The 21,083-nt window shown below is 41.9% G+C and carries 22 protein-coding genes; 4 read left to right on the forward strand and 18 right to left on the reverse strand.

From position 1 onward, the window contains the following. Positions 1–264: 264 nt before the first annotated feature. Together DEAC_RS01825 and DEAC_RS01830 are read left to right on the forward strand one after the other, a co-directional pair. The gene (locus DEAC_RS01825) at positions 265–876 is read left to right on the forward strand and encodes a tetratricopeptide repeat protein (protein WP_345788147.1); all 612 of its coding nucleotides are present in this window, start codon (positions 265–267) and stop codon (positions 874–876) included. A gap of 144 nt (positions 877–1,020) precedes the next feature. Then, a complete protein-coding gene (locus DEAC_RS01830) occupies positions 1,021–1,203 on the forward strand; it encodes a hypothetical protein (protein ID WP_047808301.1) in 183 nt (60 codons plus the stop codon). A 128-nt stretch (positions 1,204–1,331) separates the two neighbouring features. Here DEAC_RS01830 and DEAC_RS01835 read toward each other — a convergent pair whose 3' ends face one another. Further along, positions 1,332–1,784: an N-acetyltransferase gene (locus DEAC_RS01835; RefSeq protein ID WP_047808302.1), complete on the reverse strand. Its 453-nt coding sequence runs from the start codon at positions 1,782–1,784 to the stop codon at positions 1,332–1,334. Between the two features lie 155 nt (positions 1,785–1,939). On the opposite strand from DEAC_RS01835, the gene DEAC_RS01840 reads away from it, so the two are divergent. After that, positions 1,940–3,367: a two-component system sensor histidine kinase NtrB gene (locus DEAC_RS01840; protein WP_047808303.1), complete on the forward strand. Its 1,428-nt coding sequence runs from the start codon at positions 1,940–1,942 to the stop codon at positions 3,365–3,367. Position 3,368: 1 nt separating this feature from the next. Here the strand turns inward: DEAC_RS01840 and DEAC_RS01845 are convergent, their stop codons facing one another. The 6 genes from DEAC_RS01845 to guaB all read right to left on the reverse strand — a co-directional run bounded on the left by DEAC_RS01845 (position 3,369) and on the right by guaB (position 9,527). Then, positions 3,369–4,592, reverse strand: coding sequence for a hypothetical protein (locus tag DEAC_RS01845; RefSeq protein ID WP_047808304.1), 1,224 nt, complete (start codon positions 4,590–4,592; stop codon positions 3,369–3,371). Positions 4,593–4,670: 78 nt separating this feature from the next. Then, positions 4,671–5,768, reverse strand: coding sequence for a DmpA family aminopeptidase (locus tag DEAC_RS01850; RefSeq protein ID WP_047808305.1), 1,098 nt, complete (start codon positions 5,766–5,768; stop codon positions 4,671–4,673). Between the two features lie 53 nt (positions 5,769–5,821). After that, on the reverse strand, positions 5,822–6,406 hold the full coding sequence (locus DEAC_RS01855) for a TetR/AcrR family transcriptional regulator (protein WP_047808306.1): 585 nt from the start codon (positions 6,404–6,406) through the stop codon (positions 5,822–5,824). Positions 6,407–6,519: 113 nt separating this feature from the next. Continuing rightward, entirely contained in the window at positions 6,520–7,680 is a 1,161-nt protein-coding gene (locus DEAC_RS01860; protein ID WP_047808307.1) for a glycerate kinase family protein, read from the reverse strand. An 18-nt stretch (positions 7,681–7,698) separates the two neighbouring features. Next, positions 7,699–8,028 carry a hypothetical protein gene (locus DEAC_RS01865; RefSeq protein ID WP_047808390.1) on the reverse strand — a complete coding sequence of 110 codons (330 nt, stop codon included), beginning with the start codon at positions 8,026–8,028 and terminating at the stop codon, positions 7,699–7,701. A 47-nt stretch (positions 8,029–8,075) separates the two neighbouring features. Continuing rightward, entirely contained in the window at positions 8,076–9,527 is a 1,452-nt protein-coding gene (guaB, locus tag DEAC_RS01870; RefSeq protein ID WP_047808308.1) for an IMP dehydrogenase, read from the reverse strand. A gap of 200 nt (positions 9,528–9,727) precedes the next feature. Between guaB and DEAC_RS01875 the strand changes: the two genes are divergently transcribed. Continuing rightward, entirely contained in the window at positions 9,728–10,228 is a 501-nt protein-coding gene (locus DEAC_RS01875) for an HD domain-containing protein (protein ID WP_047808309.1), read from the forward strand. Positions 10,229–10,253: 25 nt separating this feature from the next. Here the strand turns inward: DEAC_RS01875 and DEAC_RS01880 are convergent, their stop codons facing one another. The 11 genes from DEAC_RS01880 to DEAC_RS01930 form a co-directional block, all read right to left on the reverse strand. Then, positions 10,254–10,520, reverse strand: coding sequence for a hypothetical protein (locus DEAC_RS01880; RefSeq protein ID WP_047808310.1), 267 nt, complete (start codon positions 10,518–10,520; stop codon positions 10,254–10,256). A 77-nt stretch (positions 10,521–10,597) separates the two neighbouring features. After that, positions 10,598–11,440, reverse strand: coding sequence for a PHP domain-containing protein (locus DEAC_RS01885; protein WP_047808311.1), 843 nt, complete (start codon positions 11,438–11,440; stop codon positions 10,598–10,600). A gap of 34 nt (positions 11,441–11,474) precedes the next feature. Then, entirely contained in the window at positions 11,475–12,428 is a 954-nt protein-coding gene (locus tag DEAC_RS01890; RefSeq protein ID WP_047808312.1) for a dipeptidase, read from the reverse strand. 83 nt (positions 12,429–12,511) lie between these two features. Continuing rightward, positions 12,512–12,772 (reverse strand): stage V sporulation protein S, encoded by a 261-nt coding sequence (locus DEAC_RS01895; protein WP_047808313.1) that lies wholly within the window; start codon positions 12,770–12,772, stop codon positions 12,512–12,514. 122 nt (positions 12,773–12,894) lie between these two features. Next, positions 12,895–13,677 carry a TIGR00282 family metallophosphoesterase gene (locus DEAC_RS01900; protein WP_047808314.1) on the reverse strand — a complete coding sequence of 261 codons (783 nt, stop codon included), beginning with the start codon at positions 13,675–13,677 and terminating at the stop codon, positions 12,895–12,897. Positions 13,678–13,789: 112 nt separating this feature from the next. Further along, positions 13,790–14,299: a hypothetical protein gene (locus DEAC_RS01905; RefSeq protein WP_047808315.1), complete on the reverse strand. Its 510-nt coding sequence runs from the start codon at positions 14,297–14,299 to the stop codon at positions 13,790–13,792. A 183-nt stretch (positions 14,300–14,482) separates the two neighbouring features. Continuing rightward, positions 14,483–16,021, reverse strand: a complete 1,539-nt coding sequence (rny, locus tag DEAC_RS01910) for a ribonuclease Y (RefSeq protein ID WP_427846256.1) — start codon at positions 16,019–16,021, stop codon at positions 14,483–14,485. Positions 16,022–16,295: 274 nt separating this feature from the next. Next, a complete protein-coding gene (locus DEAC_RS01915; protein ID WP_047808317.1) occupies positions 16,296–16,817 on the reverse strand; it encodes a regulatory protein RecX in 522 nt (173 codons plus the stop codon). Continuing rightward, positions 16,798–17,826 (reverse strand): recombinase RecA, encoded by a 1,029-nt coding sequence (recA, locus tag DEAC_RS01920; RefSeq protein WP_047808318.1) that lies wholly within the window; start codon positions 17,824–17,826, stop codon positions 16,798–16,800. The genes DEAC_RS01915 and recA overlap by 20 nt, the downstream gene beginning before the upstream one ends. Before the next feature lie 321 nt (positions 17,827–18,147). Continuing rightward, positions 18,148–19,761: a DEAD/DEAH box helicase gene (locus DEAC_RS01925; RefSeq protein WP_152671338.1), complete on the reverse strand. Its 1,614-nt coding sequence runs from the start codon at positions 19,759–19,761 to the stop codon at positions 18,148–18,150. After that, positions 19,751–21,025 (reverse strand): competence/damage-inducible protein A, encoded by a 1,275-nt coding sequence (locus tag DEAC_RS01930; RefSeq protein WP_047808320.1) that lies wholly within the window; start codon positions 21,023–21,025, stop codon positions 19,751–19,753. The genes DEAC_RS01925 and DEAC_RS01930 overlap by 11 nt, the downstream gene beginning before the upstream one ends. Positions 21,026–21,083 lie beyond the last annotated feature (58 nt).

The raw sequence follows: 21,083 nt of genomic DNA on the forward strand, positions 1-21,083 counted from the left end.
CGAGGTTATGTCCTCGGAATCTTTTTTTTGCATATTTTTTAAAAGTCGAGGGTCTATTTGTCCACAATCCCTCGTAGTATGTTATGGGAGGATGGAATGCAGGAAGTTCAAATTGATAGGGAAGTACTATATGTACAAAAGATCCATTTCTTTATGTTTCTTGCAACGATAACCTTATTTGTTTTTACTGCTGCGATAGGGATTTTTGGAATTAACATTGGCCTAATAGTGTTGTCAAGCGGCCTGATTATATCCTACATGGCAATGGTTCAAAAAAAACACTTTTCTCCCCCCAAGAGAAAAGTCACAGCTCAGCGTATGGCACATTCTATTGCCCAAGATACTAGTCCGCTGTCCTTATCTTGTTTTGCCAGTCAGCTTTATTATTATTTTCATGAGCCAACTCAGGCAATCTCACTTTTAGAAAAATTTCTTGGGTCTCAGGACCCACTATTATGTACCACTTTGTGCGATATTCTCCTTAAAGAAGGAAGACCTATTCCCGTCCTCTATATAATTCGAGATAACCCTAACGCACTTTTCGACCCACTCATGCTAGCTACTCAAGGCGTTGCCCTGCTCAAAATAGGTAAGATTCCCGAAGCGATTAAACTCTTCGAACGCAGTTTACACGCTGCCAAGACAAAAGGATTTCCCAATAACGGATCCCCTTGGCTGACACGAAAACTCCTATCCTTAGGCTATATTGCCGGTATTCATCATAATTTAGGGGATTGCTATTTTACTCTAAAAAATCTTAAACAGGCAAATTATCATTATAAAGCAGGTAATCTTTTATTATTTGATATTTCCCTTTGGCGTTATTACCCGTCACAATCTGTTTATTCTACGCAAAACCACAATATTTCTTGTTAGTTCTTCATTCTTTCTATTTTAATTCATTTACCCAACTCCCAATTACAACAGAATTTTTATTGATAGTTGTTTATAATAAATTTGTATAAAAGGATTATGCAAATTGAGACAATACTAAACTGTTTTCGAAATGGAGGGTGAAAAATGCTGTCAACTCACTGGGACGAGATTCTAGGATTTATACGAGAATTTGAATTATCTTCGCGCGAATATCTTCAATCTAAAGGCTTAAGTGAATATGAAATGACCAACGCTTACCTAGATCTTCAGTGGGATTTTCTTCATACCATTCTCCAACAACGATCAAGAGGACGATTCCAATCGTAATAATTTGCATATTGTTATCAAGGAATAGTGAGTATACAAAAATCCATCGTTCAGTTGAAACTGACGCGATGGATTTTTTACATAAAAGATAATTATATCAATTAAATTTAATGGATAATTCGTTACGACTAAATTATCCGGCTAACAGCTATCTCATCACAATTAGGAAATTTTATACAATTTATACATTCTCTCCAAACTTTTTGCGGCATTTGATCTTTACTTACCTCTTCATAACCACAAGATTTGAAGAATTCGGGTTGATATGTCAGGGCAAATAGCCTGGAACATCCTAGGTCGAGGGCTTCTTCCTCAATTGCCTTAACAATTTTTGTGCCTATTCCCTGTCTTCTGTGATTATTGTCAACCGCCAGGGCACGTATTTCGGCTAAATCACTCCATAAAATATGAAGTGAGGAAACTCCTACTATTTGCCCATCTTCTTCTGCCAACATAAATTCTCGAATATTCTCAAAGAGCATATTCCTCGATCGTGGAAGCATTAGTCCCTGCTCAGCATTATTATTAATTAACGACATCATCTCTTCCACATCGGCTATTTTCGCTTTTCGCAATTTCATGATCCTATCTCCTTTCTTATTGCATAATTATACAACAATGTTTATATATTTTCATCTTAAAATTCTTTACCTCAAGCTCTCCTTTTTTTTACAATTTTCTACCTGAGCTTTATGATACACTATTTCAGGGTTTATTGTTAATCCCGGAAGGAGTAATGTCTGTGTTTTCCCGTAAATTCCGTATACTCCATCGCCAAGGTGCCTTGTTAATATTGTCCCTTTTTCTTATTTTTAACGTTTTAGTTATTTCGTTTACTCACCTCAACATTGCCTTTGATTTAATCATTGTTCTTCTCCCCTATACAGTAATCATAATTTGGTTTGACCTTTTAGCCAGTTCTTGGGGAAAAGGCTGGATCATGACCACCACTTTGCTTTTGTTTTTTTCATTAAGCTATACCAAATTTCCGTCAATTAAAATATATATCATCCATGTAATGTTTCTCATCCTATTACTGGGAACAATGTTCTTATTTGATCGAAGTCAGATCCGTCTCAAAACTCTCCACCAACGGCATATTAAAGCAATTCGTGTTTTACTTCACCAAAAGACCTCCATCATTCCAACCATTGACTATACGCGAGAAGCAATTATGATTCTCGATAATTCAGGAACAATTCTCGAATCGAATAACCTTTCCTGTCATCTTTTAATGCTGCCAGAATCATCACTAGTTGGCCGTCAAGTTTTCGAAATATTGGCAATCCCATTAAGTATTAAGTCAATAAATTCTTCTGACTACGGAGAATTTACCTGGAAGGCCTCACAAGAGGGTATTAAACATTTACGCTATCAAACACAACCATTGCTCGATAATCATAAAAAGCCCTACGGAGTACTTCTAACACTTTACGACATCAGCGAAGAAAAAAAACGCTCGGAAGCATATGTTCAATTCGCCAAGCTTTCCGTAATCACACAGGTATCCGCTGGATTAGCTCACGAAATCCGCAATCCACTGACAACGATCAAAGGATTTATGCAATTAATTAAACCCGAAGAATGGCCTGAATCCTTCCGCCCTTATCGAGAGCTATTCCTTGAAGAAATCCAGTCCATTGATCGGATTCTAAATAAATTTATTTTAGTTACATGCCCATCGGCTCCACACATGAAACAAATTAATCTTATCGAAACACTCAGAGCCATATTAAAATCCATTGAACCTTGCGGTAAAAATAGAGGAATTTCAATCATTTTGGATTCCAATGTAGACCCTGTCTATGTGTTAGGAGACCAAGAACAACTCTCAGAAGCCTTCCTCTCGTTGTTGAACAATGCCATTGAAGCCTCACCCCAAGATGGAAAGGTGATCGTTCGGCTAACTATTATTGATCAATACGTTCGGATAAGTTTTATCGATTATGGCCATGGTATTCCAGAAAATCTACGTCAGCGCGTACTTGATCCCTTTTTCACAACTCAAATAGGCGGAACAGGTCTTGGCCTGACAATTGCTCAGAGAATAGTCCTTGCCCATCACGGTAAGCTCCACTTTAAGGATTCCACTCAACAGTCTGGAACAGAAGTAATGATTGATTTGCCTCACTTGAAAAATTGTACAGATTCTCTAACAGCTTAACTTATTCATTAAACAGAGGCGCACGGTTATTCAGCTCATAGATCCCCTTTTCTTTCCAATTATCTGGCAGCGTCCAGATGGGGAAGTCATCAATACTTTTTATCCAGCAATACCAGCGTCTTAGTTCGTCCTCCATCCCAGGCGTGGTTAACCAATGTATACGACCATCCCATACCAACAAATTGCCCTGTTCATCCTTAGCATTTTCGAGCAAACTGCTGCTATCAAGTACACTGGACAAAATAATACTTTTAGAAGCTTTCATAAGCGGCTTTTCAAAGATTGGACAAACAACACTTAGTTGACCATTACCTTGGAAGAAATACCACTGCTCTAATTCTGAGACTGAATTCTCACTGCGTTCTTTCGGCAGCCAGGGCCAAGGCCAAGGACTTCCCCAAAGAGATTTTAGAACTCCGTCACCTTGGTGAAGCCAGAGCGCAAGAAGATCCTGTGATCGTAGTTTTCTCTCAGCTTCAAGATTTTCCAAGTAATTTAGAATACTATAAATCGAACTGCTAAATTCGCTGTTAAGAGAACCGGAGGCGTCCACCCAGCCTTGTTTTTGCCATTTTAAGCATAGATCTTGATCTTTTAGCCATTTTACCCGACTGCTTAGTTCGAATTTTTTACCGATTCTTCGAACTTCGGCTATTTCAAAATTCCCCCAGAGGAAAGCAATATGTTGTTGCTTAAATTCTGTACGGATTCTTTGACTGCTTAGCTCTATAAAAAACTTATTGACAATCATTAATTGTTGTCGAGCAACAGGATTTAATCCCTGTGCCCATCGTTTCCAATCCGGACGTTCTTCACCAATTGTGTACCGTAACCGGATATTCTGCCGTTCCTCGGGAATCAAGTACAAACTCGGAGTGAGTTTTTCACGCCAATAAACTGCCCGGGCAGTAATACTACCGCCGATTTTAGTAATACTCTTTAAAAAGGCCATAGAAAAATCAGGAGCAACAAAATATATAATTGTCTTCGCCCCATTACTCAATCTATTACCCCATAACACACCTGCAAGCAGAAACTCTTCTTCACGTGAAATTGAAGAACAGGCAACAATTCCAACTCTAAGCGTCGTCTCCCCGCCCATAAAATAGGAATATTGGGTTGGAAGACGATTTGCTTTCTTTTTGTCTTCTGTACATTCCACCCAATTTTGTGCAATAAATACTTCCGGATGAGCTTCCCAAATCGTATCCCAGGTGATTTTCACAATGAACCTCCCTTAGCTTTTCTCCTTTAGCATATTTACGCACAAAAGTCAAAATTCATGACAAATTTAAGGCAATACTTAACTCATAGGGAAAGGATTCCGGTTATAGTAACCACCTCTCCAAGCTTTGATAAGTTCAATCGTTTCCTCAATCGGAAGAGCTTGGCGCACATGTCCATCTCTGCCTTCCATAGTTTCCGCCAGAAATAAAGCATTCCAAATACTTTCTGCCGTTGCTTCAACAACAGCCCGGAAAAATTCATCGAGATCCCAATCCGATATGAAATTGCTGTCTTCAAAGGGAGCAGTGGAAACCATAAGACTAAAATCGCCGCTCCCCGTCATAGAAACAGACCCTGTCCGGGCCATTCCCAGACTCGCTCGGCGTGCAAGCTGCCTCAATTGCCATCTCGTTAAGGGGGCATTGGTTAAACCTATAAGAATTAAAGATCCGGGTATATATCCCTTGGCTTGAATCGTCAACAGCTCTCCTATTGGTACCCCTGAAATAATCAAATCTTCTAATTGCCCGAAATTTGCCAAAGCCAACATCCCAAGAGTATAAATTCTGCCTTTGCTTTTGACTACACGGGAAGAACTCCCTATTCCTCCTTTAAGTTGAAAGCAAGACATCCCTACACCGGCTCCAACATTCCCCTGACCTATCGGCCCTCCTCCTGCACGCTGAAGCGCTAATAGCCCGTCCCAGGGTCTAACATGTCTTCCACGTATGTCATTCAAAAACGAATCGTCACACTCCATAACAACCACATTTGGAGTTCTGGCATCATTTCCGATCTCTGGATTTTGCTGCAGCATATATGTGATTACCCCATGAGCCACATCACTTACACTCAAGGTGTTTGTCAGCATAAGCGGGCAATTTAGATAGCCCATCTCTTGAATAAAGGGAACTCCCATTGATTTTCCATACCCATTGATCACTTCAATTCCAGCCCAACAGGGATGAAGATATAGATTATCCGAACGAGGAATAATCGCCGTAACACCGGTTCTTACTGGACCCTTGCCTGATGGAAGCAGCGGGCCTTCTCCTTTGACAAGAGAAACGTTACCCACTTTTACTCCCGGAACGTCGGTAATATCATTAAATGTCCCTACTGGCATTTGCCCTAGCCAGAGGCCAAGACTTCTAGGATTAAATCGTTTGCACATAAAAATCCCTCCGCTGTTACACTATGTGAAACAACGGAGGGATATGAGAAACCTCAAGCTTCTTTTTGCTCTTTTTCTAAAAGTCCATCCAAAAAAACGCTTAGAGCAGCATTGACTTCGGCGTGTAAATTGCCCGAACCTGAAACGAACCAGCGCATGAAATGCTGAACTACCATTCCTTCAAGACTTTCTGCCAAGAAGGCCGGATCAAAATCGCGGTTTATCTCTCCATTCATTTGCCCCACATTGAGAATTGCCAGTAAGGCATAATGCAAGCTCATGTCATATTCTGCTCCGTCACGATTACGAATCGTAACCCAAGCAATCTCACGATCTCTCACCATAAAATCAGTCCAATCATGAAGAAGACTCTCTAAGCGTTGACGTATATTCAGGCCAGGATTGTAACGACCAATATCGATCAGATTTTGACAAGTACGTCTGGAAAATTCCAGGACAACTGCTTCTTTAGTCGGAAAATAGTTGTAAAACGTTCCTTTTCCAACATCCGCCTGTTGAGTAATCTGTTCAATAGAGGTTGCTCCAATGCCTTGTGATCGAAAAAGTTTCATGGCATTGGCATAAATTTTTTCTCGCGTTTCCTTTTTCTTACGTTCTCTGCGAGATAAATCGGCCACGATTATTCCCCCTTTCCCCCTTAAATTCAGATGCGAACACTATTTAATCGTTTATCTATTCGCCATATTCCAAATTTTTCCTCCTCTAGAAAGGGGGGCTATCGTATAAATATTTAATAATTCTCTTTTCTGAAAGCTGATTCTGCTCCCAGTTTCCAAACTGTTAAAATTCTCCAAACTGTCCGCTCAATTTGAACTTCTCCCTTGGAGAATGCTTCTTCTAAAGTCCCCGGGCCTTCTGAAACGCTGAAACAACAATTTACTCCATAATCCCCAAGAAGATCCGGCTGACCTTCTACCGCTCCTGAAATAACTACGACAGGAACCTTATATTTAACGGCTAAAGCTGCAACTCCTACAGGTACTTTTCCATAGGCCGTCTGGAAATCAGTCATTCCTTCACCGCTTAAAACCAGATCAGCATGTTTAATTTTTTCCTCCGCCTTCGCCACATCTAGAATCATTTGTGAACCCGGGCGTAATTTGGCGCCCAAAAAGCCAACGAGCCCAGCACCTAATCCTCCCGCAGCTCCGCCTCCCGGCAATTCCAAAAGGTTTGTACCGGAGAGCTTACTCAGCTTCTCACCAAAATTCAATAATGCAGCATCCAAAATCCTAATGTCTTCAGGTTTTGCTCCTTTCTGAGGTCCATAAACCGCGCTTGCTCCTTCTGGTCCGCAAAGGGGATTTTGCACATCACAGGCAACCTCACATTGGACCTCTGCCAGACGCGAATCAAGTTCTGAGACGTCTATGTCCTGAAGGTTTGCCAAGGCAGCTCCTCCTGGGGGCAGTTCTTCGCCTTGACTGTTCAACAATTTAACACCCAAAGCAGCAGCTAACCCTGCGCCTCCGTCATTTGTGGCGCTGCCGCCAATTCCCAGCAATATTTTTTTAACACCTCGATCCAAAGCATCCCTAATTAATTCCCCTGTTCCTTGAGTTGAGGTGATACGGGGATTCCTTTCTTCTGCACGCAATAGAGGCAATCCAGAAGCCGCGGCCATTTCGATAATTGCTGTCTTATCATTTTCAATAAGACCATAAAATGCTGATATTTGACGTCCTATGGGATCTTTAGCCTTAACCTCTATTTTTCTGCCCTTAACGGCATTTAAAACCGCTTCAACTGTTCCTTCTCCCCCATCCGCCATGGGAATCAGATCTATTTGTGCTTCCGGGAAAACCCTTCGGGCTCCTTTCTGCATAGCAAGAGCTACCTTTGTAGCATTCAAACATCCTTTAAATGAATCCGGGGCAATAACAATTCTCATTATTCTCACTCCTTATAGTTATGATAGTGAGCGTTTTCCAATAATCACTCCAACTTTAATAATCATGATAAGACTGACAAAGTCTAGAATAACCATAGGCCAATTTACCAAAGGAATTCCATAACTATAAGCAACTACATATGATAAGGAATTAAAAATAAAGGCGGCAATATATGCCGCAGCAAGGCTTTCTTGCCGCGGACGATACCCTACCAAAAAACCAAGGGGATAATAGATAGCAAAATTAAGGGCTAATTGAGTAAGGATACCTCCTGAAACAAAAAACTCGCTCCAAAAAAGGTAGAGCAAGCCTAATAGGAGCATGTATCTCCAGAAAGCATTATTCATATATACCTCCGCTGCAACAGGAAAGGACTTTCCCCCTCCCCCCATTTCTAACTATAATTTGGTGCTTCTTTTGTAATCGTAACATCGTGAGGATGACTTTCCCGTAATCCTGCGGCGGTTATTCGAACAAATTGAGTCTGGGTCCTAAGGGCTTCAATTGTAGCAGTTCCACAATACCCCATCCCTGCACGCAACCCCCCGATCATTTGATAAATTGTTTCGGAAACAGGGCCTTTATAAGGAACTCGACCTTCAATCCCTTCCGGAACCAGTTTCTGATCTTTTTCTTGGAAATACCGATCGCGGCTTCCCTCTTTCATGGCTCCAATAGAGCCCATCCCTCGATATACTTTAAAGCTCCTGCCTTGATAGATTTCCATATCTCCCGGGCTTTCTTCGGTCCCAGCGAAAAGACTTCCAATCATAACAATTCGAGCCCCGGCCGCTAAAGCTTTCACGATATCGCCTGAGAACTTGATTCCGCCATCGGCGATAATTGGAATCCCATACTTATCTGCTTCTTCTGCGCAATTCATAACTGCCGTAATCTGGGGAACACCAATACCTGCCACGACTCGAGTTGTACAAATTGATCCTGGTCCGATTCCAACTTTAACCGCATCGGCACCAGCCTTAATTAACTCTCGGGTAGCCTCCGCAGTAGCAACGTTTCCAGCGATCAACTGGGTTTCCGGGAAATGACTTTTCAAACGTTGAACTGTTTCAATAACCCCTTTGGAGTGTCCATGAGCTGTATCGAGAACAAGAACATCGGCTCCTGCCTTAACTAGAGCATCAGCTCGTTCTATAGTATCTGCGGTAACCCCTACCGCAGCTCCTACACGCAAACGGCCTCTTTCATCTTTCGTCGAGTTTGGATATTGTATCGCTTTTTCAATATCTTTAATGGTTATTAGTCCTTTAAGAGTTCCTCCCGCGTCCACAAGCGGCAGCTTTTCTATCTTATGCTGAGCTAAAATTTCTTTCGCATGCTCCAGAGTTGTTCCAACAGGCGCCGTCACCAAATTCGACTTTGTCATAACGTCACCTATAAGGCGATCATAATTTTTCTCAAAGCGCAGGTCCCGATTTGTCAGTATCCCAACTAATTTCCCATCAACGGTAACCGGAACACCTGAGATCCGATAGCGTTCCATAAGTTTTAGAGCTTCCGCTATTTTATCATTTGGTTTCAAATGGATAGGATCTGTAATAACCCCATGCTCCGAACGTTTAACTTTATCGACTTCCAAGGCCTGCTGCTCGATGCTCATGTTTTTATGAATAATCCCAATACCACCTTCTCGAGCTATAGAAATCGCCATCCGCGAATCGGTCACCGTATCCATTCCTGCACTCATTAAGGGTATATTGAGTTTGATCTTTTTTGTAAGATAAGTACTGACATCAACATCCCGCGGAAGGACGTCAGATTTTGCAGGAACAACAAGGACATCGTCAAAAGTTAGTGCTTCTTGAATAATACGATTGGACTGCATACTTAGCTTAGCTTCCTTTCTCCAATAGTTTTCTAACTAGTATATCAGATATTCCTGGGATAAAATAGTGTAACAATTATTTGATGTCAATTGTCAGTGTCATAATTACTGAATAGGTTTCCCTAATTATTAGAAAATACTCTTGAATACTTGTCAGGCCGACTCCAGATCCTTATTATGGAGAAAGGAGGAAAACAGGCATGTTTTATCGTATTCGTCAATTTGTTCAAGCATTTTTCCCTCTGATACATCCTAACGAGCTGCTTTGGGCAAGGCAGATATTACCTCCCCGGGCAAACTCACTTTTTCTAAAACAATCAAAGGCCGAACAACGACACGCTCTCACAGTAGCCCAAAGTCTTTTGCCTTATCAAACTGCTCTTTCTTCTTCTGAGTATCAGGATCTAATAACGGCGGCACTTCTTCATGATTGTGGTAAATCTCTCGTTAAGGTTCGTTTATGGCAGCGAGTATTCATTGTTTTAATGCAGCAAATGCCCGGATCTATCTGGACATTTCTGCAGAAAGGACCTTCCTTAATCGCTGCTCCTTTGAACATGGCTGAACATCACGCTCACTGGGGGAGCAGCTTAGCTCAAACTATTGGCTTAAATCCCCGAACATGTAAGCTGATTTATGAACACCATACCCCAACTACCAAGCTTGGGCAGTTATTGTACAAGACCGACAATGAACACTAAAAAGCACGAGTAATTGTAATTTTACTCATGCTTTTTGCACTGAGGTTTCAACTTTTTCCTTAAGCTCAACAATCTCTTTGTTTTTGGAAAATATCCAGTTGGCAAATCGCTTATTGTCCCTTTGCAAACGAACATTCTCCTTCTCAAGATTGTGTACAAGTGCAACCTTTTCGCGCTCAACCTTCTCTAATAAGTTCATTAGAACACGCCGGCTGACTCTTAAATGTTCAACACGCTGTTCCAACTCTCCAACGCGAGCCCGCAATAATTGTATTTCGTCCGTAGAATCCACTGGCACCCCCCCCGACTTGTTCTCTAACTATTCTATGCCGGAGAGTAGAATTTTAACCCTGATATTTACTTGAGACGTTAATTACCTTTCGCTAAGACAAGTATTTGTTGAATTACCTCCTCTGACGCTCCCCAATGCCCGAGCTTTACTCCAGGCTTCCGCTCCTCACCATGAAAATCTGATCCACCCGTCATAACTAAGTGATATTTTTCGGCTAACGAACGATATCGAAGTTCGTCTTCTTGATTATGTTCCGAATGAGATACTTCAATTCCTTGAAGGCCAGCCTCAATCCAAGGCCGAATTCCTTCTTCAAGACGATTGATCCCTGGATGAGCAAGAACGGCAACTCCATGAGATTTCCTGATTAGTTCAATCCCCTCCTCAGGGGTTATCTTATGAAGCGGGACATAAGCTGGAGCACCTTTTCCGATGTAACGTTCAAATGCTTCCTTGATAGTGTTGACATAACCTTGTTCCATAAGTGCTTCGGCAATATGAGGCCGACCGATTGATTCACCTCTAGCGAACTTTTGAATTTGCCTAGCTTCGATCGAAATCCCCAAATATTGCAATCGATCCAGAATTTCAAACATTCTTAGTTTACGTGCATCTCTCAAGTTTTTCAACTGATGCTTTAAATCATTCGATGAACCATCAAGCTCATATCCTAAAATATGCACTTCCTTCCCATTCCAATCGGTATTCAATTCAATTCCTTTTAAAAGTTGAATTTGATGGACGTTTGCTGCTTGTTCTGCCTCTCTCCAGCCCTGAATGGTATCATGGTCGGTGAGACCAATCCCTTTTAATCCTAAAATTGCGGCAGAACGAACAAGCTCAGTAGGTGTTAACAGCCCATCCGACGCCGTTGTATGGCAATGTAAATCAACTTCGCAGAGTCCCCTTGCTAGGTCCAATACTTCTACTACCCCTTTCCCTAAATGTCTTTAATTATTTTAGCACGTCTGATAATACTCGCATAAAGTTTCGGCCTGAAATCTGTTTGATTTCTTTTGACGTGAAACCGGCTTTTGTTAAATCATCCAAGAGATAAGAAAAGTCGCTTACATTTTCCAGTCCGTCTGGAGTTTCATCAATGCCATCGAAATCTGATCCAAACCCTACTGTTTCAACACCGGCAATATCGGCAATATAGGATATATGTCGAACAACATCTTTGCGAGTGACAGGGCCGCTCTCTTTTAGAAATCCAGGATAAAAATTAACTCCCACAATGCCTTTATTCTTTGCCAAAGCTCGTAACTGATCATCTGTTAAATTGCGTGGATTGGGACAAAGGGAATAGGCACAAGAATGCGTTGCCGCTATAGGGTATTTTGATAGTTCTAAAACATGCCAAAACCCGTTCTCATTCAAATGAGAAACATCAATCAGCATTCCTAATTGATTCATTCGCTGAACAGCTTCCTGCCCCAGCTTCGTCAGCCTGCTTTTAGTCTCATGTTCCCAGACTCCGTCCCCAAGAGCGTTGCGATGGTTCCAGGTTAGACCAAGTGACCTGACCCCAAGACGATAAATTATATCTAGCAAAAATAAATTTTCACCAACTATTTCCCCGCCTTCAACACTTAACAAAACTCCTATCTTTGTCGGATCAGGAATTCGGCTTAAGTCCGATTTTTTTTCAACTAAAAACAGCTGATCAGAATTATCCTCCACAAAATCGCGAATGGTTTCAATAAGTTCAAATCCCCGTATCGTTGCCATTAATGGTTTAAACTTAGTTTCAATAAAGGCTGCCATGAACTGAAGAGAGATGTCAGCGCTTTTTGCTCTTGGAATATCCCAGTGGCCGCCCTCATTAGGAACAGACACCGACCTCCCTTGGTTACTCAAGTGGCCAATACTGTCACAATGCCCGTCAACAATAAAACATTTATCCAATCACAACACACCCTCTCAGATTAAAAATTTACACAAATAAACACCTGTTTGCTTGTACTCACAAACAGGTGTTTTTTATTAACCTAGCGTGGCTGAACAATCAATTTAATGGCTGTTCTTTCTTCTCCATCGATAACAACATCTGTAAAAGCTGGAATACAAACAAGATCGACTCCACCAGGCGCTACAAAACCACGTGCAATGGCCACAGCCTTTACCGCTTGATTCAAAGCCCCTGCCCCAATGGCTTGCAGCTCAGCTCCGCCACTTTCGCGCAAAACCCCAGCAAGTGCTCCAGCTACGGCATTGGGACTTGATTTTGCTGAAACTTTTAATACATCCATAATTCATCCTCCTGCTCGAATTCTTTTTACAGGTATTACCACCACTTTGAATATCTATTCGAGAAGGATCGGAGGAAATCCTCTTTTTTTAACTAAGTTTTCAGATTTTTATATTAAATTCCTTAATGTTCAAAGTCTCGTTGAATAGCTTCGATTTTTACAGCCTTTCCAGATTTCTCATCGATATCAATCACTACCGCATTAATTTGGATTGGCCCTGTTGCTAATTCAAACTTGGCTGGAAGCTGAGTTAAAAATCGATTAATAATAATCTCCTTTTTAATACCTAATACCGAATCTCTTGGACCCGTCATTCCAACATCCGTAATATAAGCGGTACCCTGAGGAAGAACTCTGAAATCCGTGGTTTGAATATGGGTATGAGTTCCAACAACCGCACTGACTTTTCCATCAAGAAACCATCCTAAGGCAACCTTTTCCGAAGTTGCCTCAGCATGAAAATCAACGAGAACAATAGGAGTCTCCTGCTTAAGCTGGTTAATCCAACGGATGGCTCCACTAAAAGGATCGTCTAAAGGTGTCATATACACCCGCCCTGATAAGTTTAACACGCCAATTTTGCAGCCATTAACTCGTATAAGCCCCGATCCCCGGCCAGGTGCTCCAACGGGATAATTAGCAGGTCGGATCATTCTAGTCTCTTGATCTATAAAATTCATAATATCTCGATTGTCCCATACATGATTCCCCATCGTAAAAAATTGTATTCCGTAATCAAAAAGTTCTGCGGCAATTTCCTTTGTTAATCCTTTTCCTGCTGCAGCATTCTCTGCATTTGCTATTGTAACATCAATAGTATATTCCTGCTGAAGCGGCTTTAAAAATCTCTTAATGGCTTCCCGCCCAGGCTTACCTACAATATCTCCGACAAAAAGTATACGCAACATTACACCTCCCGCTACAATCCATGGGACTTTTCACATATTCTTACCCTTTTTCTTCACAATAAAACTAACACAAAAATTATTCCTTGCAGGGCACTAGACAATATAGCGTCTAGTTATTAAAAACTAAAACACGTCCCTCGTCTCTCAAAGCTATAACATTTTTAGAAATATCCATATGTTTAATTGAAGAAAGTATTTGATTAATGACTTCTTCATGAATTTCCAACTCTTCTTCAGGAAGGCTTGTTTCATCATAAACCAGCTGTTTGGCAAACGCACCCTTCAATAATTCAACTAACAATCCTACTTCCTCTTGACTAATGCTTTCTAAATCTCGGACTACTTTTAAAACAGAAACATCTTCCTCACTGTGACAACTTATTTGAAAAACACGTATCGATTGACGTTTAAGATGATGATAGAGCTCCAAAGCAGGTCGAAGCACGTTCTGTACTGTTTCAAGCTCTAAAGACTGCCTAAGCATAAATGTAAACTTAAGGGCATGTTCCTCACACCAATAATGAACCGCTCCTAATTCAGGATATCTTGTTAAAATAGAAGTTAATAGATCCGCTCCCTCTGAATCTTCCTTTAAATCCTTATGTATTTTGCTTAACACCTTTGTCAATCCTCTCTATTGCTTTGAGCTATCATAGAAATTATTCGTCATAAGAATCTAATCTCCTGCATTATTCTTAATTTACACTTATGCTGAAGGAAAGGATTTCGCGGAAAGTTGTTATACTTTCTCAGAGGATAAAAAATCAGGCGACTCAAAGTCGCCTGATCATAGATAACTTGTTTATTTTGCAAAGTCAACTGCTCTCGTTTCACGGATAACAACAACTTTAATCTGCCCAGGATATTCAAGTTCTTCTTCAATGCGCTTACTAATCTCACGCGCTACTCGTGGTGCGAGTACATCATCAATCTTGTCCGGCTTAACAATAATGCGTACCTCACGCCCCGCTTGGATAGCAAAGCATTTTTCAACTCCCTCAAAGCTCTCCGCGATTTCCTCAAGTTTTTGCAGCCGCTTAATATAAGTTTCCAAAGTCTCACGTCGTGCACCCGGGCGAGCAGCCGAAACCGCGTCAGCTGCCGCTACTAGTACGGCGACAAGGCTTTTAGGTTCTACATCATTGTGGTGAGCTTCAATAGCATGTATAACATCAACGGACTCTTTGTATTTTCTGGCCAGATCTACACCAATTTGAACATGAGTTCCTTCTAGATCATGATCCACCGCTTTGCCAATATCATGCAAAAGTCCGGCTCGTTTTGCTAATTGAACATCCACTCCTAATTCGGCTGCCATTAATCCCGCAAGATGAGAAACCTCTGTGGAATGTTTTAACACATTTTGACCATAGCTGGTTCGGAATTTTAATCGGCCAAGCAGCCGAACCAATTCCGGATGCAATCCATGAACTCCTGTCTCGAAAGTAGCTTGCTCTCCCTCTTCGCGAATCTTTTGATCCACTTCTTTTTGAGCCTTTTCAACCATCTCTTCAATGCGAGCAGGATGAATACGGCCATCAGCGATCAGTTTCTCTAAAGCAATACGCGCTACCTCTCGGCGTATAGGGTCAAAACCAGATAAAATTACTGCTTCAGGTGTATCATCAATAATAAGATCGATTCCAGTTAATGTTTCCAATGTTCGAATATTGCGTCCCTCGCGGCCTATGATTCGCCCTTTCATTTCATCACTCGGCAGTGCCACAACAGATACGGTAGTCTCAGCCACGTGATCCGCAGCACAGCGTTGAATGGCTAGTGAAATAACGTTTTTCGCCCGCTTTTCGGCTTCTTCTTTGGCGCGAGTCTCAATTTCTTTAATCATTATCGCTGACTCATAGCGAACCTCTTCTTCAACTCTTTTCAGAAGGAGCTGTTTTGCTTCTTCCGAGGTCATACCGGATAAACGTTCTAATTCGGCTTGTTCTTTATCTACAAGCTGATTCAATTCTTCTTTGAGGGAATCTACTTCGCCTTCCTTACGATGCAAATTTTCCTCTTTCCGTTCAATTGACTCAATTTTACGGTCTAAACTCTCTTCCTTTTGTAACAATCTCCGTTCTAAGCGTTGGAGTTCATTTCGACGTTCGCGTGTTTCTTTTTCAACCTCATTGTGAATATGCATGGCCTCTTCTTTTGCAGCAACAATTGCTTCACGTTTTTTGCTTTCTGCAGCAGAAAGTGCATTTTCAACAATCCGTTTTGCCTCTTCTTCGGCAGTACCAATAACTTTTTCGGCAGTATTTCTACGAATATGCCAGCCTACCAAGGCTCCTAGAGCTAATCCAACTAAGATGGCAATTAAACCGGTCAAAAATATTCCAATCACATTTACACCTCCTTGTTTGTAAAAATTCAAAATTTAACAAATAAATAAAAAAACTGGTTCAAAACCAGTCTCTTAAGCAACCTTTAATACGGGAGTTCTTCCAGCCTTCTCCCCTTCCTACAACTCTCGTTAGTCAAAAACAATATTAAAAATGACTACCTCGAAATCTATAAGAAAACCATAAAGGTTAGATCTTAACAGAGACAGGTCTCTGTTAAGATTCTAATATCATTTGTAATTATTGTCAAGCTTGTCCTAAATGAGGCTATTCTATTCGCATTTTTGCCAGAACATTTTGCACTATATCTGAAGGGTATCCTCGTTGGATAAGTTTGCGGACAACCCTTTGCTGTACCCATAATTCTTGAGGCACCGTCTTTTTCTCTGAATCCTTTAGAGCCTTTTCTTCCCAGCGTTGTTCTTCTTGAACCCGCCACTTTTGCGCCAAGGCTAAGCAGAGTTTTGCTTCTTCATCCCACGAATAAACTTCCTCCAAGACCTGCTCAATTAAATCGGAAGCAATTCCGCGATTTCGCATATCCATGGTGACTCTTCGACGTGAATATCGGTGGAGACGACTCTTTGCATAGGTTAAAGCGAGTTCACGGTCATTAAGATAACCATAACCCAGTAATTTATCGATAACACTCTGAATTTGGCTGCTCTCATACCCTTTATCGTTAAGACGAGTTTCCAGCTCACGCTTTGTCAGGGCTCTTCTGGATAAGCTGTCTAAAGCAGCTTCCCAAGCGCTTTTAGGAGATTGATTATTCCTCAAAAGAATCATCTTCTATTGGCGTAGAAGGCGCTGAATCCATATTTGAACGAATCAGCTGTTCAAGTTTCTGGGCCATGTCCGGATGCTGTTTCAGGTATTCTTTGACATTCTCTCGTCCTTGTCCCAATCGTTCTCCATTGTAAGAGTACCAGGCACCTGATTTTGATATTATTTCCATATCCGTTCCTATATCGACAATACTTCCTTCTTTAGAAATTCCTTCTCCGTACATAATATCAAAATCAGCAGATTTAAAAGGAGGAGCCACTTTATTCTTAACGACTTTCACGCGGGTTTTGTTGCCAATAATCTCTTGGCCTTGCTTAAGAGCTTCTTGGCGGCGAATATCGATGCGGATGGTGGCATAAAATTTCAAAGCCCGCCCGCCTGTTGTCGTTTCCGGGCTGCCAAACATAACACCAATTTTTTCACGAATTTGATTGATAAAAACAACACATGTGTTGCTTTTACTGATCGATCCCGTTAATTTACGCAGGGCTTGAGACATTAAGCGGGCATGCAGCCCGACATGATTGTCACCCATTTCTCCCTCAATCTCTGCTCGAGGTACCAAAGCAGCCACTGAATCAAGCACAATAACATCAACTGCAGCACTGCGCACTAAGGCTTCACATATTTCTAAACCTTGTTCTCCTGTATCTGGCTGAGAAACCAGCAAATCTTCAAGATTAACACCTAAAGCCTTGGCATATACCGGATCTAAGGCATGCTCAGCATCAATAAATGCCGCCACTCCTCCGAGTTTTTGCGCCTCGGCTATGATATGCAGGGCCACAGTAGTTTTGCCGGAAGACTCAGGCCCATATATTTCAATAATCCGCCCACGCGGTACTCCACCAACACCCAGAGCCAAATCTAAGGCCAATGAACCTGTAGGGATAACATCAACCGACATCGTCGCAGATTCTCCCAGCTTCATAATGGAACCCTTACCAAACTGCTTTTCAATTTGGGCTAAGGCAACATCCAGAGCCTTTAGCTTATTTGTTTCGGCCATCTTCCATCCTCCTCAACGTGGTTAAAAACGCATTTTCGTATTAATAAAACACCTGTTCGCTTATCATTATAGGGGCGGACATCGTAACTGTCAATGTTTATGCTTCGATGCAGCAGGACAACTATCGACACCATTATATAACAAAAGCGATGATAATAATATAAAAAAGCTAAGCCCCTAAAGACTAGCTTTTTTATATTATCAGAAAGTATAACCTTCAGTTAAATACTTTCTTCCAGCATAAATGCAACCTATGGCTTCCCTTTCGCTAAGACTCAGCGAAGCCGGGTTTTCTTTATAGTATTAATGCTCAACTGAAAATCAGGTGTTTTCACGTGCTTTTGCCGGTTCAACACTAACTCTTCGTCCTTTAATCATAGCCTGATGCATGCAGCTTAAAACCCTTGAGGCATATTCTTCAGGAACTTCAACAAAGGTAAATTTGTCGTAAATATTAATCATTCCAATAATATTTCCCGGGATTCCGCTTTCTTCAGCAATCCAGCGTATGATGTCCTGAGGACGAATTTGCTGGACTCTGCCTATATTCATAAAGAATCGCACCATACCCGACGCTGCTCCGGTGTTTCCAAAGTGATTCACGTCCGGATCATTATCATCTATGCGGTCTTCAGAATTAGCTCCCTCAACGGCAAACTTTAATGCCGCTGCCGCAACATCCGTTGAATCGTATTCTTCAAGCAGATCTCCGACAATGGCTCGGTAATTTCCTAAACGATCGCTTTGAATCAATTTAACCAATTGATTCTTCAGATTTTCCGCTTGTCGTTCGCTAATATCGGCTAAGGAAGGGAGTTCCCGGCGGCGTATTCTGGTTTTAATCAAATTTTCAATAAGACGAAGCTGACGATATTCCTTGGGAGAGATCAAGGTTATAGCCTGCCCGCGTCGGCCGACACGTCCTGTACGTCCAATTCTGTGCACATAGGACACAGGATCTTGAGGAATGTCGAAGTTAATAACATGGGTCAAATTGCTAATGTCAATGCCTCTGGCTGCAACATCAGTAGCAACTAACATTTCCGTTTTGCCATCACGAAAACGCTTCATGACCCGATCCCGCTGCTGCTGGCTTAAATCACCATGGAGAGCATCCGCAAAATATCCCCGTGCTTCAAGCGCTACGACGAGTTCATCAACTCCTCGTTTTGTTCGACAAAAGGTAATTCCTTGTCCTATATCCTCCATATCGATAATTCGACACAAAGCATCAACTTTTTTACTTTCTCTCGTCTCATAAAAAACCTGATCAATGAGGGGAACAGTCAATTCATCTCTGCTAACCGTCACGGATCGAGGATTCTTCATATAAGTTTGTGCTAACTTGCGAATCGCCTGAGGCATCGTTGCTGAAAAAAGCATAACCTGGCGTCCTTCTTCGGGCACTGCTTTTAAAAGTCCCTCGATGTCCTCAACGAACCCCATGTCGAGCATTTCATCCGCTTCATCTAAAACGACCATCTTAACATGCTGTAACCGCAGAGTACCTCGATTTAAATGGTCCAACAACCTCCCAGGGGTTCCGACAACAACTTGGTATCCCATACGCAAAGCGCGAATCTGACGATCAATGGGCTGACCGCCGTAAATCGGCAAAGGTTTAACATGTTTATATTTTCCTATTTTTGCCATTTCCTGAGCCACCTGAATAGCGAGCTCACGAGTCGGAGTCACTATAAGAGCCTGTACGGCTTGAAACTTTGCGTTGACTTTTTCTGTAATCGGAATCCCAAAGGCAGCGGTTTTCCCTGTTCCGGTCTGAGCCTGCCCAATAATATCGGCATCTTCCAAAGCCACTGGAATTGCCTGTTGTTGAATTGGCGAAGGCTCTTCAAACCCCATTTCAGACAAACCTTGTAGTATTTGCTTGCTTAACTGAATATCACCAAACGATTGTAAACGTTCAACCATCACCTATGTGTAATCCCCTTTCCTTGTTCAACATCTGTTGCCTTATCTCATTAAGGGCTGCCTGGACAGTCAATTGGCGCACAGACTCCCGTTCTCCATAAAACTGAAACTTTTTAGCATAAACTTTCTCCGCTGAAGCAAATCCAATATAAACCAACCCCACGGGTTTCAGGTCACTGCCGCCATCCGGGCCAGCAATACCGGTGGCTGAGATGGCAAGATCCGATCCCGATTTTCGCCGAATTCCTTCGGCCATTTCCCTGGCAGCTTCTTCGCTTACTGCCCCGAATTCCTCAAGAGTCTTTTCATTGACTCCCAATAGTTGTTGTTTTAAGGAATTCGAATAGCTTACAACCCCTCCCAAGTAGAACTCAGAACTACCTGGTTCTTGAGTTAAGGTCGCACCAAGTAAGCCCCCAGTGCAAGACTCGGCAGTAGAAATGGTCAAATGATTCTTTTTTAAAGTTTGCCCTACAATCCCTATCATGGTTTCCTGATCGCGGCCAAAGACCTTGTCACCGAGACGCTTTCGAATTTCTTCCTCGGTTTGATTTAAAGAGTCCAGCGTCTCCTGTGATGTTGCTTCCGTACCTCTGGTGACTAAACGGATATGCATCTCCGCCCGCTTAGCTAGTAAAGCCATCGACAGCTTAGGAAGATGCATGAGATCATTCAGCACTTCCTCTATGGCAGATTCTCCGATACCAAAAACTTTTAAAACACGTTCATTCATCCGTTCAGAATCTGGCCCGATAATTCGCTGTAATTCAGGTAAAGCATAATGTTCAAACATTGGCTGCATTTCAAAAGGAGGTCCAGGTAATATAATAACCGTCTTTCCGTCTTTTTCAATGAATGCTCCGGGTGCTGTTCCGATAGGATTGGGCAATATCTTCGAGCCTTTGGGGAAATAGGCTTGTTTCTCATTACTAGAAGGCATTGGAGCTTTTCGTCGGCCAAAGAACTCCTTGATGTTGTTTAAGCTACTCTGGTCGAACTCCATTTCTAAATTCAAGACCTTAGCAACAAGCTCCTTCGTCAAATCATCCGCTGTGGGTCCCAGACCGCCGGTGGTAACAAGAAGGTCTGAGCGGTCAATTGCCTGACGCAAAACTTGCTCTAATCGCTCTGAATTATCTCCAACCGTCGTATGATAGTCTACCTCGATGCCTAATGAGGAAAGTTTTCCTGTTAAGTAGTGAGCACTTGTATTTAGAGTCTCTCCAAGTAACAACTCCGTCCCAGTAGCCACAATTTCAGCTTTCATACTATTCTATCACTCTCCTATTATCAACGCAAATATACGCGCTATCTCATGCTTGCTT

Source organism: Desulfosporosinus acididurans (assembly GCF_001029285.1).
GTDB lineage: Bacteria > Bacillota > Desulfitobacteriia > Desulfitobacteriales > Desulfitobacteriaceae > Desulfosporosinus > Desulfosporosinus acididurans.

What these genes read in the sequence shown, in the direction of transcription:
- DEAC_RS01825 (WP_345788147.1), top strand. Translation starts at nt 265, where the DNA reads ATGGTTCAAAAAAAACACTTTTCTCCCCCCAAGAGAAAAGTCACAGCT.
- DEAC_RS01830 (WP_047808301.1), top strand. Translation starts at nt 1,021, where the DNA reads ATGCTGTCAACTCACTGGGACGAGATTCTAGGATTTATACGAGAATTT.
- DEAC_RS01835 (WP_047808302.1), bottom strand. Translation starts at nt 1,784, where the DNA reads ATGAAATTGCGAAAAGCGAAAATAGCCGATGTGGAAGAGATGATGTCG.
- DEAC_RS01840 (WP_047808303.1), top strand. Translation starts at nt 1,940, where the DNA reads ATGTCTGTGTTTTCCCGTAAATTCCGTATACTCCATCGCCAAGGTGCC.
- DEAC_RS01850 (WP_047808305.1), bottom strand. Translation starts at nt 5,768, where the DNA reads ATGTGCAAACGATTTAATCCTAGAAGTCTTGGCCTCTGGCTAGGGCAA.
- DEAC_RS01860 (WP_047808307.1), bottom strand. Translation starts at nt 7,680, where the DNA reads ATGAGAATTGTTATTGCCCCGGATTCATTTAAAGGATGTTTGAATGCT.
- DEAC_RS01865 (WP_047808390.1), bottom strand. Translation starts at nt 8,028, where the DNA reads ATGAATAATGCTTTCTGGAGATACATGCTCCTATTAGGCTTGCTCTAC.
- guaB (WP_047808308.1), bottom strand. Translation starts at nt 9,527, where the DNA reads ATGCAGTCCAATCGTATTATTCAAGAAGCACTAACTTTTGACGATGTC.
- DEAC_RS01875 (WP_047808309.1), top strand. Translation starts at nt 9,728, where the DNA reads ATGTTTTATCGTATTCGTCAATTTGTTCAAGCATTTTTCCCTCTGATA.
- DEAC_RS01895 (WP_047808313.1), bottom strand. Translation starts at nt 12,772, where the DNA reads ATGGATGTATTAAAAGTTTCAGCAAAATCAAGTCCCAATGCCGTAGCT.
- DEAC_RS01915 (WP_047808317.1), bottom strand. Translation starts at nt 16,817, where the DNA reads ATGATTCTTTTGAGGAATAATCAATCTCCTAAAAGCGCTTGGGAAGCT.
- recA (WP_047808318.1), bottom strand. Translation starts at nt 17,826, where the DNA reads ATGGCCGAAACAAATAAGCTAAAGGCTCTGGATGTTGCCTTAGCCCAA.
- DEAC_RS01930 (WP_047808320.1), bottom strand. Translation starts at nt 21,025, where the DNA reads ATGAAAGCTGAAATTGTGGCTACTGGGACGGAGTTGTTACTTGGAGAG.